General features: G+C 37.0%; 11 protein-coding genes. All 11 read left to right on the top strand.

The genetic code is table 11. The features are described from left to right. The first annotated feature begins 1 nt into the window (after position 1). The 11 genes from BLE01S_RS01055 to BLE01S_RS01100 all read left to right on the top strand — a co-directional run bounded on the left by BLE01S_RS01055 (position 2) and on the right by BLE01S_RS01100 (position 15,235). Positions 2-862 carry a sugar phosphate isomerase/epimerase family protein gene (locus BLE01S_RS01055; protein WP_066136252.1) on the top strand — a complete coding sequence of 287 codons (861 nt, stop codon included), beginning with the start codon at positions 2-4 and terminating at the stop codon, positions 860-862. A 115-nt stretch (positions 863-977) separates the two neighbouring features. Then, entirely contained in the window at positions 978-1,976 is a 999-nt protein-coding gene (locus BLE01S_RS01060; RefSeq protein ID WP_066136256.1) for a Gfo/Idh/MocA family protein, read from the top strand. Continuing rightward, on the top strand, positions 1,973-2,956 hold the full coding sequence (locus BLE01S_RS01065) for a Gfo/Idh/MocA family protein (protein WP_066136259.1): 984 nt from the start codon (positions 1,973-1,975) through the stop codon (positions 2,954-2,956). The genes BLE01S_RS01060 and BLE01S_RS01065 overlap by 4 nt, the downstream gene beginning before the upstream one ends. Positions 2,957-3,009: 53 nt before the next feature. After that, the gene (locus tag BLE01S_RS01070) at positions 3,010-3,819 is read left to right on the top strand and encodes an endonuclease/exonuclease/phosphatase family protein (protein ID WP_066136262.1); all 810 of its coding nucleotides are present in this window, start codon (positions 3,010-3,012) and stop codon (positions 3,817-3,819) included. 164 nt (positions 3,820-3,983) lie between these two features. Continuing rightward, entirely contained in the window at positions 3,984-6,317 is a 2,334-nt protein-coding gene (locus tag BLE01S_RS01075) for a helix-turn-helix domain-containing protein (protein WP_066136265.1), read from the top strand. A gap of 561 nt (positions 6,318-6,878) precedes the next feature. Then, positions 6,879-8,384, top strand: a complete 1,506-nt coding sequence (locus BLE01S_RS01080; protein ID WP_066136268.1) for a M60 family peptidase N-terminal accessory domain-containing protein — start codon at positions 6,879-6,881, stop codon at positions 8,382-8,384. Further along, positions 8,267-9,562 carry a M60 family metallopeptidase gene (locus BLE01S_RS20280; protein ID WP_082788538.1) on the top strand — a complete coding sequence of 432 codons (1,296 nt, stop codon included), beginning with the start codon at positions 8,267-8,269 and terminating at the stop codon, positions 9,560-9,562. The genes BLE01S_RS01080 and BLE01S_RS20280 overlap by 118 nt, the downstream gene beginning before the upstream one ends. Positions 9,563-9,680: 118 nt before the next feature. Further along, positions 9,681-10,199 (top strand): hypothetical protein, encoded by a 519-nt coding sequence (locus BLE01S_RS01085; RefSeq protein WP_066136269.1) that lies wholly within the window; start codon positions 9,681-9,683, stop codon positions 10,197-10,199. Beyond that, positions 10,177-10,740 (top strand): signal peptidase I SipW, encoded by a 564-nt coding sequence (gene sipW, locus BLE01S_RS01090; RefSeq protein ID WP_066136275.1) that lies wholly within the window; start codon positions 10,177-10,179, stop codon positions 10,738-10,740. Before BLE01S_RS01085 ends, sipW begins: the two co-directional genes overlap by 23 nt. Positions 10,741-10,782: 42 nt before the next feature. Next, positions 10,783-11,370, top strand: a complete 588-nt coding sequence (locus tag BLE01S_RS01095) for a CalY family protein (protein ID WP_066136278.1) — start codon at positions 10,783-10,785, stop codon at positions 11,368-11,370. Positions 11,371-11,605: 235 nt separating this feature from the next. After that, positions 11,606-15,235 carry a polysaccharide lyase family 8 super-sandwich domain-containing protein gene (locus tag BLE01S_RS01100; RefSeq protein ID WP_066136283.1) on the top strand — a complete coding sequence of 1,210 codons (3,630 nt, stop codon included), beginning with the start codon at positions 11,606-11,608 and terminating at the stop codon, positions 15,233-15,235. Positions 15,236-15,299 lie beyond the last annotated feature (64 nt).

Genomic DNA, 15,299 nt, shown 5'->3' on the forward strand with positions numbered 1-15,299 from the left:
TATGAAACTAGGAATGAGTTCGTACAGTTTATTTCAAGCAATGCATAAAGGTGAAATGGATATTTTGGATGTGTTGGATTGGGTAAAAGAAATTGGCGGTGAGCATCTTGAATTAGTGCCAATGGGATATGACTTTATTGAAACTCCCGAATTAATTGGTCAAGTAAAAGAAAAAGCAGCTTCACTTGGGCTTGATTTATCTAATTATGCAATCGGTGCAAATTTCATCTGTGATACAGATGAAAAATTTGAACAGGAAATCGAGAGAGTGAAGCAACATGTTGATATTTGTCATCAACTCGGTGTGAAATTTATGAGGCATGATATTGCAAATCGGGAAGCAAATGAACGTACTTTGGATCAATTTACGAAGGATTTACCTAAATTAGTAGAAGCTTGCCAAAGAATTGCAGATTATGCAAAAGATAAAGGAATCGTAACGAGTATTGAAAATCATGGTTTTTATGTGCAAGCCAGCGATCGTGTACAAGCTATCGTCCATCAAGTGAATCGAGAAAACTTTAGAACGACTTTAGATATCGGTAATTTTTTATGTTACGATGAAAACCCTTTAACAGCCGTGAAGAATAATTTGCCAATTGCTTCTGTTGTGCATTTAAAAGATTTTTACTATCGTCAAGATAAGGTCAATAGATTTGGTGGTTGGTTCAATACCCATTTTGGCAATCAACTAAGAGGAGCGATCGTAGGCCATGGTGATCTTCCGATGCCGGAAATTATTGAATTAATTAGGGAATCTGATTTTAATGGTTACGTTACAATTGAATTTGAAGGTGTAGAAGAATGCCGATTTGGTGCAAAAGCATCTTTTGATTATGCAAGGAATCTTTTATTTTCATAGAATATGAAAATATATGAATACTAGGCTTTAGTATAATATCCGTTGTATCACAAGAAAAGAAGGTCATACAAAGGGCTTTCTTTTCTTTTATAGAGGTCATGAAAGGGTGGATAAGATGAAAATTGCAGTTATTGGAATAGGGAAGTTGGGGCAAAGACATTTAAATGTTTGGTCACAATTAGAGGGTGTTGAGATTGTCGGTATCGTTGCACGTGATCAATCAAAATTGCAAGAAGTCGCGGGACGATATGGAACAACAGCTTATACTAGCTTTCAAGACTTGCTTGCTGAAACAGCTGTTGATGTTATTGATATTTGTACCCCAACTGACACGCATGTTGAATTTGTAAAGTTAGCTGCTGAAGCGAATAAACATATCATTTGTGAAAAACCACTTGCATTAACAAGTGTGGAAGCAGAGGAAATGATCCATATTTGTGAGCAAAATAAAGTTCAATTACTAGTAGGTCACACTCTACGTTTTTTCCCAGAATATGAAAATGCAAAAGCCCAGATTGAGAAAGGTGCAATTGGTCGTCCTGGTGTTATTCGTATGTCTAGAGGAGTACCATACCCAACGAATGATAGACAGTGGTATACAGATGAAAATAGAAGTGGCGGACTTTTTCTTGACTTAGGTATTCATGAATTTGAATGGATTCAAGCTACATTTGGTGATGTTCAAAGAGTGATGGCTAAGCATGTAAAGCATACAGAACCAACTGGTAAATCAATCGAATACGGCCTTGTTACGTTAAGAATAGCAGATGGAACGATTGTACAAGTTGAACTTTCATGGGCTGAAACTAAATTCCGCTCCTCTTTTGAAATCACAGGCAACATAGGTATGATTACATATAATTATGACGATAGCAACCCAGTAACACTTGATATTCATGAGGAAGAGTCGCAAGTAACCCTTCCAAAAAGCATGTTAAGAAGAGATCCATATGTACGGCAAATGGAACATTTTATACAATGTCTCACTGGCAAAACAGATTCCGTTGTAACCGCTGCCGATGCGTTACAGGCAATTAGGATTGCTGAAGCTGCTAGAAAATCAGCGGAAGAGGGGCAACCTGTAACTTTGTCAAAAGGAGGAAACGAGAAATGAAAATAGGTATGATAAGCTTTGCTCATATGCATGCACATAGTTATGCAGAAGGACTTAATAAACATACAGATGTTGAGTTAGCCTATATTTGGGATGATAATGCAGCAAGAGGGCAAGAAATGGCCGAAAAATACAATTGCGTTTTTATTGCAGATTTAGACAAGCTTTTAGAAACAGATATTGAAGCGGTAGTAATTTGCTCGGAAAATGTGAATCACAAAGAGCAAGTGATAAAAGCAGCAAAGGCAAAGAAACATATTTTATGTGAAAAGCCACTTGCAACTGAAATAAAAGATGCAGAAGCGATGATTCAAACGTGTGAAGATGAGGGTGTTATTTTACAAGTTGCTTATCCTGTTAGATTTGCACCAGTCATGGAAAAAGTGAAAGAAACGATCCAAAGTGGTGCGATTGGAGAAGTACTTGCTATTAATGCTACCAATCATGGATTAATGCCAGGTGGCTGGTTTATCGAGAAAGAACTTTCAGGCGGTGGATCAGCGACAGATCATATAGTTCATATTATGGATGTGATTCGCTGGATCTTTAAAGATGAAGTAAAAAGTGTCTATGCAGAACTCGATACAAGATTTTATGATATCGATGTAGAGGATTGCGGTATGGTAACACTTGAACTGGAATCTGGAATGATCGTGTCTATTGATCCAAGTTGGTCAAGACCGAAAACTTACCCTACATGGGGGAATGTTGTCATGCATTTTGTCGGTACGAAAGGCAATTTAAGTGTGGACGCATTCAAACAACATTCACTTTATTATAATGACAGCGAAGAAAAGATTCAGGAACTTCCATGGTCAGAAGATATGGATGAAGGTTTAATCAATGATTTTATTCATTGTGTGAAAGTCAATGGAAATCCATCGATCACTGGTACTGATGGGCTCCGCACATTGGAAGTAGTCAAAGCCGCTTATCAATCTAATGAATTAAAAAAAGCTGTGAAGCTTGATCGTGTGTGATATATGCGCTTAGCAAAAACAAATTTAATGCTCGTTAATTAGGAGTTGTAACGATGGATAATAGAAAGAACCTTCGGATAATGACATATAATTTACGTAATAATAGTGATGTACCACCTAATTCTTGGGCGGAGCGTAAAGAGTTAATACTTGAACTGCTTGAGCGTGAGACTCCGGATATTATTGGTACCCAAGAATGCATGTATGAACAAGTACAAGATATGAATACCATGCTTACCGATTATGACACAATAGGTTTGGGTAGAGATGGCGGAAGCAAAGGGGAATTCATGGCGATTTTCTTCAAAAAGAATCGTTTAAAAGTTCTAGCATACAATCATTTTTGGTTATCTGACACACCTGATACCATTGCTTCTTGCACATGGGGAAATGATGTCACGCGAATGGTAACCTGGATTCGTTTTCAAGATATAGAAACAGGTCAACAATTTTATCATTTGAACACGCATTTGGATCATATATCGGTAAATGCTAGAGTAAAAGGTGCAGAACTAATCCTAAAAAAAGTTAGCACTTTTAATCCAGATCTACCGATTATTATTACTGGTGATTTTAACACTGAATCAGGCTCGGAGCCTCATCAGGTATTTTTAGAAAAAGGTACATTCATAGATACTTGGGATGTTGCAACTGATAGGATAAACAAGGATTTGGGAACTTTCAACGATTTTAAAGATCCTACAGGTGGAGAAGAACGAATTGATTGGATTTTAGTGCGCGGGAATATGCAAATAGGAGTCATTAAAATTATCAATGACCAAGTCAATGGGTTATTTCCAAGTGATCATTTTCCAGTTATGGTAGATTTGCATTTCACTAAGAATAATGGATTGCAACTGTAAAAGGGTTTAGTTGCAATATAAGACTAATAATGCGAACAGTGTCTAGAACTGTTTGGACTAGACGCATGAACAATTTCATGCGTCTCTTAGTTTTTCATGTTTTGGTATTTTTCCTGAATCATCTAGATAAGGGAGAGAGGATTATTATGTGAGGGGGGATAAATATGCCTAAGAAATATAATCGTAAAAGTGTATTTATCACGTTATTATTATCTTTTATAATCGTTCTATTATTTCCAATCACAGTGGAGACTTTTCTTTATAAAAGGATGGAGTCCATTATTAAAGAAAATGCTGATCGTTCTAATATGGCTATGTTAAAGCAGACAAGCGATGTTGTGGATAATGAACTTCAACAAATAACGCATCTGTCTGAACAAATATCATTTAATCCAAAACTACATTTTATTTTAAGTCAAATCAATGTGACGGATGAAGAAAATGTTATGAAGTATTATAATTTTATGAAGGATATTAAAAACTATAATATCTCAAACACCTTTATTTATGATTATTATGTTTATCTGCCATCAAAAGAAGTGATCATTACACCAACAGCAAAAACGGATTTGAAAACTTTTTATGATTATTTTTATAGCTATCAGGAAATGAATTATGATGCTTGGAAAAAGGAAATGATGTCAACGAATCAAGTGCAAAGGTATATCCCTTCATCGATTGTATTAGAGGGGAGATCGTTAAGTCCTGTACCGGTTATAACTTATTTACAGCCACTTCCATATGGAGAGACCAAGAATCCAAGAGGTTATTTAGCTATTCTCATTAATGAACAAGGCATCCGAAATATTTTGAAGAGTCTTGAATGGGCAAATCAAGGAGATATTTATATTCTCGATAATCAGAATAATGAAATTATGACTACGGCAGAAAGTGATCTTCAACTCTCAAATATGGATTTTCAGTTGAACGGTATGAACGGTATATTGCATCGGAAGATTGATAATAAAAATATGATTGTGTCTTATGTTGTATCAAAGAAAACGGGCTGGAAATATATATCAATTGTTCCAAAGTCATTGCTAATGCAAAAGGTAAACGCCGTTAAGCTATGGGCTATGTCTCTATTAATCTTTTGTTTGATAGGTGGTTTTATTGCTTCTTATTATCTTGCTAAACGTCATTATATTCCGATTAAGGATCTTGTAGATTCTATCGTTAAAAAAAGAGAAGATAAAGTTTTACATGTAAATGAATATCATATGATTAAAGCATCGCTAAATGACACTTGGGAAGCTGAAAAAAAGTTGAAAGATGCCCTTGTAGAACAGACGCCGCAAATTAAGGCTAACTTTTTCATCCGATTAATTAATGGCTTTGTTGACCAATCGACAATTACACGAGAATCATTGAAATTTATGGATATCTCATTTAATAGCAAAAAATTCGCGGTCTTTGTAATTGATGTGGAAGATTGCGGACGTTTTGCACAAGAGGATTCTGAAAAGCAATGGGCGATTATTAGGTTTATGGTTAGTAATATAAGTGAGGAACTTGTAAATGAGTACCATAAAGGATTTATTGTTGAATTAGATCAGAAACGGTTAGGAGTTATCTTGAATGTATATGATGCGCAAAATTCACGGTTTACTATCGATGAAGTGGCAATAAATCTAAAAGAAATAATTGAAGAAAGGCTTGATATTATTATCTCAATTGGTATAGGCAATGTTTATGAAGGAATGGAAAATATCGTTAAAACGTATAGAGAAGCTGTTCAAGCCTTAAAGTATCGGATGATTAAAGGGAATAGTAGAATAATCTATTTTTCTGAAACGAATGAGGCAGAAGATGATTATTATTATCCACCAGAAATTGAAGGTCAGCTAATTAATTTTATTAAAATTGCCGATTTTAAAAATGTCGAGAAGATTCTTGATAACTTATTTAGTGTGAACTTTGAATCACGCAATATTACACTACAAATTGGAAAATGCCTATTTTTTAATATAATGAACACCCAATTGAAGATTTTAAATGATATCAAAATTAATTATAATACTATTTTTCAACAGGAACAGGATCCTGTGAAACAATTGCTTGAATGCCAGACAGTTGAGGAAATGCATTTTAAAATAAAAGAAATTTATAAAAGGCTTTGTAATTATATGAAAGATAACCGTTCCAATCAAAGTGAGCGTTTAGTGAATAATGTGATTCAGTATATCGAGGAGCACTATGCTGATAATACATTAAGTTTGACTTCGATTGCAGCGGAGATGAATATCACACCACAATATTTATCTGCATTTTTTAAAAAGCATAAAGGAGAGAATATTACGGAATACATTGCTAAGGTACGATTGACCTGTGCAAAAAGTATGCTAGCGGATGAAACTTTAACAATTTTACAAATCGCCAAACAAATAGGCTATTCCAATGACATCGGATTAATACGCTTATTTAAAAAATACGAAGGAGTTACACCTGGTAACTATCGTACACAATTTCATGATCAAAATAAGATATCTAATGAATAATTGGTTTAAAATTTAAATTATTTAGTTAAAGGTTAAAAAAAATAGTCAATATTAATAATTGTTAGTCCTAAATTGTAAAACTGTATAGTGAATCGTAAAAAAATATAATATACAGAACTCACTGTATATGTAAGGATAGGGGTGTGATTCATAAGGCTAATAATGGAAGGGGAGGAATGAATAAACATATTATATATATGAAGTGAAATGATCAAATATCAATGCAAAAAGAGAAGCTCCGTTGGAAACAAGAAGTCTATAGAAAATAATTATGCTAGAATCAGCTAGGAAAATAGTAACGTTGAGAAAGTATGAGCCCTGCATCCTCGGTACTCCAACCCAATCCTAACTGTAGTGAAGGAAGGATATGTTTCGTTGCTAACGATATTAGCATATCAAAATTCAAGTTAATTACAGTTGGATTGTAAGAATGAAGTATTTTGAAAGCGCTTTAAAATATAAAGGCAGTAAATTCTAATGATAGGTAAGAGAAGGAAGAAGCGAGTATATTGCCTCCTTGGTCATGACATTTGTCTTCTGACAAAAAAAGGAGGAATTTTTTTGAAAAAGAAATGGGTTACAGTTATGTTGGCTGGAAGTCTGATTGGAAGTGTGGCAATGCCATTTACAATGGGAAACCATTCATACGCAGTTACTTTGGAAAAAGTTGATTTAGCAGTTCAGGAACAATTGCGAGAGGACCTTGAAGTATTTTATAAAGGTTTGAAGGGATTCCCGACTTATTCAAGCTCCCACGCAGGTGGCATCAGTGCAATCGGAAATAATGCATTTCCTGTTGCAATTAACCCTGATACGATTCCGTTTGCGGGGGCTTCAAGGTATGGAGAAGGAAGAGTATTTGCGGCGGGGTTTAGTGAGTATTTTGATTTCTCGAATTCAGATCCAGATAAAACAGCAGTTTTGAGTAATATCCTCAAATGGGTAACAAGTAAGGAAGAAATACATGCTGACCATTTAACGTACGAAGATGCATTGGATGGGAAAGGGAAAATCACACTAGTCACCAATCGTGAAGTTCCAGTTAGTGCTGACTTGCCAATTAATCTTGAACATGTTGACAATTTTTTATCAATTAAACTAAATCCATTAAAACACCAAGTAATTTATGTGAATAATTTTCATCAACCGCTTTCCGATGCTGAGGTTACAGCTTTACTTGCATATGTACAGCAAGGGGGCGCGGTTATCTTTGGTGAAAAGGGCTGGGTAATGGCGGAACATCCAAAAGAGTGGATGTCTAGTATAAACCTGAAACCAAAGATTGCTGATTATGGCATTCAAAAATTACTTAATGAAGTTGGATTATCTCTTAGTAATGTCATTGCAACGACGAAGACAGCTACGTTACCATTGCTGCCATTAGAGAAAATACAAAACTATTATGTGCCAACACTTATTGATAAGGCAAAAGCAATAGAAAAAGGCACATTGGATGCTGCTACTCTTAATATCGGTCCAGAAGGTGCTGATGCAACCAAAAAGAAGGAAGTCATTGCACAAGTCGTTAGTGGAACCGTCAGTAGTTTAGTAGAAGAACATCCATTATTAGAACAGATGAAGTTAGATTTACATCAGCTTGAAATAACTTGGCCATTCGTCAAAAGTGATTATCCATATTCCAGTGCTTTATTAGCATATCAGGTGAACGAAGCTTCACTTGATGTCAATGGAGAAAAGTCGCAATATGCTGATCATTTCCCTGGTCCGGTATCTTCAGACGCGACAATCATTGGAAATAAAGAAATAGAGGTTGATTTTGATTATCAAGATTTAAGCCATTTAGGCATGGCTTACCCGCCCGGTACTTGGATTAGTACAGGTCTCTATGCCCCGGCAGGTGAAACAATCGAGATTGATGTGCCAGAAGGTATAGAAGATTTATATGTACAAGTAGGTTCCCATACGGATGTATTAACTGGTAAAACTACTTGGAGCCGAATGCCTATTGTTGCAATGGAAGAAAAGCTAAATCTGGAACAAACCAAATTAAAAGTCCTTATGGAGGGATTATATATCTTATACCAAAAGTTGCAAAGCCAGGTATAAAAACATCCATTAATGTTAGTGGTGCGGTTTCTACTCCTTCATTTGTAAGAGGGCGGACAACGAATGAGGAATGGCATAATTCTGTTAAGAATAACCCAGCACCTTGGGGAGAACTAATTGGTGACCATGTTATTTTTACATTGCCGAAGGAATCGTTATTGACAATGGAGAACCCGGAAGCACTTATCGAGCAATGGGATGAAATAGCGGAAAGTTATAATACGTTTGTAGGGATTGATAGAAAGTCACCTCTTCCACATACAGGTTTGGATAGACAGCATCGTTATGTGGCTGATGTCCAAATAAGCGCAGGCTATATGCACGCGGGTTATCCAATGATGATACCAATTGATCCAGCGGCATCTCATGTCGTAGACCCGAATCTAGCTTTAGTTAGAGGGTGGGGATTCTGGCACGAAATGGGTCATGAATATCAACAAAACGCTTGGAAATGGGGAGATATTACAGAGGTTTCTGTTAATATCTATACGCTGTATATTCAAGAGAAATTTACTGATGTACAAAGACTTTTACAGACAAGCGACGATGGAAAATCACATTATGACCGTGCAATGGAGTTTGTTGCCGATTCATCCACTTCTAAGAAATTTACCGATATAGATGGAATGGATCAACTAGTATTCTTTAAACAGCTGCAATTGGCATATGGATGGGACTTTTATACAGATCTCCATATAGCTTATCGCGAAATGGATAGCAAAGATATTCCGACCTCGGATCAGCAAAAGAAAGATATGTTACTTTATATGACATCCAAGGTATCTGGACATGACCTTGTCTCCTTCTACCAAAAGTGGGGTTGGAGTATAACGGATGAAGCGATCGAAAAGGTAAGAGCTCTTCATTTGCCAACACCTACAGTCCCTATTGAGACTTTACGAGAACTACCTGTCGAAACTGTGAATGATCTAATTAGAAGTGTTGAGCAATTTGAGAAAGAGGGGGAATTTAAAGGTAGTAATACTTCACGTTCATTGAAGGTCCACTTGACTGCGGTGTCTCATTATGAAGAGCAGGGCGCGGATGAAAAACTAGTAAAACATATGGAAGGTTTCAAACTATTATTAGATCAACAGAAGGAAAAAGAGTTAATTAGCGAAAGAGCATATAAACGACTGAAGGCCGATGCAGATTTATTGTTAATGAAGTGGCAATAACCTACTACTTTTAATAAATTGCAGTAATAGGTTTGGTACATGCGAATTCATCAACAGTAAAACGGATGATTAGCTTTTGAGGATGATAGAAATTGAATTGTTAAACGGAGGGAGTGAAGTGGGGAGAGAGCACATTTCCAAGAATGACAGCGTTGTGTGTAAAAAATGGACAAAAAAACGATTGAAAATACTTACTTTAATATATTTGCTCGTGCTAATCGTCTCGCAGCTAACTACGCCAACTGGTGCCTTGTTTCATGATACAACAATTATAGAAGGGACATTATTAGTTGAAAGGGAATTTAATGAAGATATCAAAGAGGAAGAGGCATTTCAGGGAAATGTGGAGAGTAGCGACGATCAAAACAGTGCCGAAACCTTCGGGCATATAGATGTAAAACAAGAAGACGACGATACAAAAGAGGCAACAAGCGACTCTAATGAAAGATTTAACGGCCAAGATGTTCATGAATTTGCGGAAACTTCGGAGGAGCCGGATCAAGCGAATACACTTGATCATCAGGCTGGCGCTGAATTAGATAGTAAACAGGAGATAGAAGGGCAGACTGGCACTGATCAACTAGATATAGAAGAAGATCGGGGTGACGGGGAAATTGAGAGGGAAGACCAATCTTAGATGGATTAGTAATATTGTGACAAACTTGCTGTTTATCCTGCTTGTCTGCCTCGTTTTCATAGTGATATCTTCGAAAGCTGCAGGGGGAGAACCAAGTATTTTAGGTTATCAATTAAAAACGGTTCTATCCGGTTCTATGGAGCCAAACATGAAGACTGGTTCGATCATTTTAGTCGAGTCAGTTAAGGGGACAGCCAATTTTAAGCAAGGTGATGTGATTACGTTTAAAACAAAAGAAAATATTTTAATTACTCACCGCATCATGAAAGTAGAAAATAATGGTCAAAGGTATATTACCAAAGGAGATAATAACAACGAACCGGATGTGGAGCCAGTGCTTGCACAAAATATTGTTGGGAAATATTCGGGTTTTACGGTTCCATATGCCGGTTATGTGCTTCATTTTCTTAATACGAAATTAGGTGCAGTGCTCTTATTGATCGTACCGGGATTATTCTTTCTTGGACATGCGTTTTTCGTGATTCATCGAGCTTTACGCATGATTGAGACGCCGAAAAAATGGACAACGGAAGAAAAATAAATGCTGTAAATAATAGGAATGTAAAACTGAGGGGGAAGAATTTTGAATATCAAAAAACAATTAAGCGTGGGTCTAATGTCTGCTTTACTTGGGGTAACATTAATCGGAGGCGGAACGTACGCATATTTCAGCGATAGTGTAGAAACAAATAACACTTTTGCAGCAGGAACGTTGGATTTATCTGTCAATCCAACGCAAATAATAGAAGTGGATAACATGAAACCTGGAGACTCTTTTATTCGTGACTTTGAAATTCAAAATAATGGTACTTTAGATATTGGAAAGGTTTTGTTGGAGACAGCTTATACAGTTAATGATGCGAAAGGTGACAATACAGAAGACATTGGCAAATATATAGAGGTAGAGTTTTTATATAATGCTGATAAGTTGGATGAGGTAATTTATGAAACTACCTTGGACAAATTGCAAAACATGAAACCAGAAGCGGTAAATGAACATATTTTTTATCCGATGTTTGGCGAGAAAGGTTTGCCTGTCGGTGCTACTGATGATTTAGTTGTTAAGTTTAATTTTATTGATAATGAAAAAGATCAAAATGAATTTCAAGGTGATTCATTAAATCTAACATGGACATTTAATGCACAGCAAACAGCTGGGGAACAAAGATAATGGATGTATGAATCCGATGCATGTATTCATTTGTTTATAACCGGATAGAAACTCATTAATCCTATTAACTATATTAATAGCTATGTAACTCTCAAACTAGAATCGGCAAAAAGCAACGTTTTTGTATAAAAAACCGTTGCTTTTTTTGAAATATGGAGAGGTATGTTATTAACAAGATAAATAAGTAATGGTAAGGGCTAGAAACGTTGCGGATATAATTTGGAGGTGAATACTAATGAAAAAAGTAGTAAGTATCTTATTAGGCGTTTGTTTCATTTATGGATTAATGCATTTGTTCCCGGACATAATCACGAGTGCAGAGGAAGGTGGGAAGGAGAATCAAGTCGTTAATGGCAATTTTGAGAAAACAAATATTACAGAAAATAATATTTGGAGTGGAAACGAGGAACCAGACGGATGGAAAGTATGGATACCTAGCGGGAAACCGCAATTATCTATCGACAAAGTGGATTATCATGAGGGCAGTCAGTCGATCCGGATTGATGCGCCAACAAACAGCCGGGCAGATGTTCTACAAGATGTGCCAATCACCCCTGAAAATAATTATAAATTTAAAGTTTCGATTAAAACAGATAGTGTGGAAGCCTCGTGGGGGGGAGTGTTTGTCCGAACACAGTATTTAGATAATCAAGGCAAGAAACTAAGTGACGGACCGAGTACAAATAAATTAACAGGTACGAATGATTGGGCATTACATGAAATGAATGTGGCTACCCCGAAAAATGCTCGCAGGTTACGCGTCGAACTTTTTCTGGAAACCGCTACGGGAACTGCTTGGTTTGATGAAGTAAGTTTGGAGGAGACGGATGAGGTGTTCTTATCAGGTTTTACGCTGAAGGAAAGTACTATCACAATGGAGAAAGGTGAGTCTGTTGCTTTGACACCCCTTTTCACACCAGTTACCGCCAACGACAAAACTATATTTTGGGAGTCTTCAAATTCTAATGTAGTATCAGTTGATGATCAAGGGAATGTTACGGCAAAGGATACTGGATATGTCACAATTAAAGCGAAGACACGTGATGGAGGCTTCACAAGTGAAACACAAATAAGCGTTGAATCATCTGAAACGATACAGGCTTACAGTGAAGTGCGACTGAATTGGTTCAATAAATTAACTGGTAATGATTTATACAATCCAGAGGATTCGGATATTACATCATATATTACTGGCTTGAACGAGCGTTTGACGAATGACACTCATACTGGTCGTTGGGATACGTTAAATAAAGATGTCGATCGAGATTTCCTGTGGGATTTCTTGCAAAGCGAGACAGATTCAAGTCAAATCTCGACTGCTTACGGAATTATCAGGGACATGGCTCTTGCTTATTCGATTAAAGGTTCAAAGTTATATCATGATGAAGAACTTCGGGATGATATTATCGGAGCTTTGGATTGGATGTATGATAACCGCTACAATGAGCGTAAACAAGAGTATGGAAATTGGTGGGATTGGGAAATCGGAACACCACAAATTTTGAATAATATTGTTGTTCTCATGTACGATGATTTAACTCCTACGCAAATATCCAACTATATGGGGACGATTGATCGGTTTGTACCCGATCCTACAAAGAGGACGGCAAATGCTAACGTTACTGAAACAGGAGCCAATTTGTTAGATAAGGCTCTTGTAGTAAGTCTGAGAGGTGTGATTGGTAAAAGTGGTGCAAAAATTAATCAAGGAAGTAATTCCATCGGTGATGAATTTCGGTATGTAGAGCAGGGGGATGGGGTGTATAAGGATGGTTCGCTTGTCCAACACTCCGTTATAGCTTATACAGGTAGCTACGGATCCGTTTGGGTAAACCGTGCAGCAGATATGCTGTATTTATTAAGAGATTCTCCGTGGGCTGTTACAGATCCTAATGTAAATAATGTGTTTAATTGGGTAACAGATTCCTTTGAATCTCTCATTTATAAGGGGGCCATGATGGATATGGTTCGTGGACGAGCCATTTCGAGAGAAAATGAACGCGATCGTCAAAGTGGTAAAGGTACAATCCTTAGTTTGCTCCGTTTAGCAGAAGCGGCGCCGCAAGAAAAAGAAATATTAATCAAACGCATGGTGAAAGAATGGATAGAGAAGGATAGTTTGACGGACAATTATGCTGCAGGTCTACCAATATATGAAATGAATTTAGTTAAATCACTTATAACGGATTCTTCTATTGAACCAAGGGGAGAGTTGGTAAAGACCCAAGTATTTGCTGGTATGGATCGAGTTGTGCATGTACGGAAGGGATTTGGTTTTGGCATAAGTATGTTTTCTGACCGGATATCAGCATTTTCATACGGAAATGCGGAAAATAAAAAAGGATGGTATACCGGTGTAGGTATGACATATTTATACAATGACGATCTCACACATTATAGTAATAACTTTTGGCCAACGATCGATAGTGGCCGCTTACCCGGAACCACAACTGATCGTACGATAGGAACATTGAAGGATTGGCAGGCTTATCATAATTCAAAAACATGGGTTGGGGGATCATCCATAGATAGCATTTATGGTGCAGCAGGGATAGACTTCTCATTAGACAAATCAACGGGAAGCTCATTACAAGGTAAAAAATCATGGTTCATGTTTGATGATGAGATTGTTGCTGTTGGTTCTGGAATTACAAGTAAAGATAACGCTAAAGTAGAAACGATTATTGAGAATCGGCAACTGAATGAGGATGGAGATAATCAGTTAACGATAAATGGAAAAATAAAAACAGACCAATTAGGTTGGTCGGAAACAGTAGAGCAGGTCAAATGGGCCCATTTGGAAGGTAAAGTTTCAAATTCAGACATTGGCTACTACTTCCCTAAAGATTCGGAAGTATATGGTTTACGTGAATCGAGAACTGGTTCTTGGAATGATATTAATAGCGGCGGATCTAAGACACCAGTTACAGAGAATTATTTAAGTTTGGCTGTTGATCATGGTGTTAAACCAGCGGGCGCAACATATTCATATGTGCTTTTGCCTAACAAAGATACGGCTGCAACAGAACAGTACAGTTTAACTCCGGATGTTAGCATACTCAGTGATACTGCAGAGATACATGCAGTTAAAGAGGATACCCTTGGAATCACGGCGGCTAATTTCTGGAGCGCGGGAACTGTAGATATTATTACAGCAGATAACCCGGCCTCTGTCATGGTGAAGGACGAGGACGGAGAGTTAACGCTTGCTGTTTCAGATCCAACTCAAAAACAAAAGAAGATTACCATTGAATTGGATAAAAAAGAGGTTTCTATCATTAGTCAAGATGAGACAGTTGACGTTCTGCAGACATCTCCCACAGTAAAGCTAGAGATCAATGTAGCTGGTTCTATTGGGAAAACACATAATGTAAGATTCAAGGATAGGTCTGATCCCGAACTGGATAAGCTCGAAATAGAAGAGTTACTGAAAACTGTCGTAACCATATCAAACGAAAATGGCGAGTATACGGAAAAATCTTATGAATCTTTACAACAGGCAATCAAGTCAGCAGAAGAAGCGCTGCATAGCAGCAAATCTCAAGAAGATCTAGATGAGGCGGTAAAAGTCTTACAAAGAGCGGTTAATTGGTTAGTACCGGCGAAAGACATAGGCGTATCATGGCTTATTGATGTGCTTGACGAATATAAAGAGGATTTATCGGGGGATGTCACTCGTGCTTTAAACATACATTTAACAGCGGTGGCTCGATACGAAGAACAGGAAGTAGCGAAAAAAGTGGTTAAACACATGAAAAGCTTTAAATTATTGCTTGATCAACAGAAAAAAGACGATTTAATTTCGGAAGAGGCGTATAACAGGCTTCAGGCCGGTGCTGACTCTTTGATTAAGAAGTGGCAATAAAATCGGGTATCCCTTGTGGTAATTATTAATCTATCACAGGGGGGACCTTAACAAAAAACACGAA

The sequence above is a fragment of the Lederbergia lenta NBRC 16444 genome, from assembly GCF_001591545.1.
Lineage (GTDB): Bacteria > Bacillota > Bacilli > Bacillales > Bacillaceae_C > Lederbergia > Lederbergia lenta.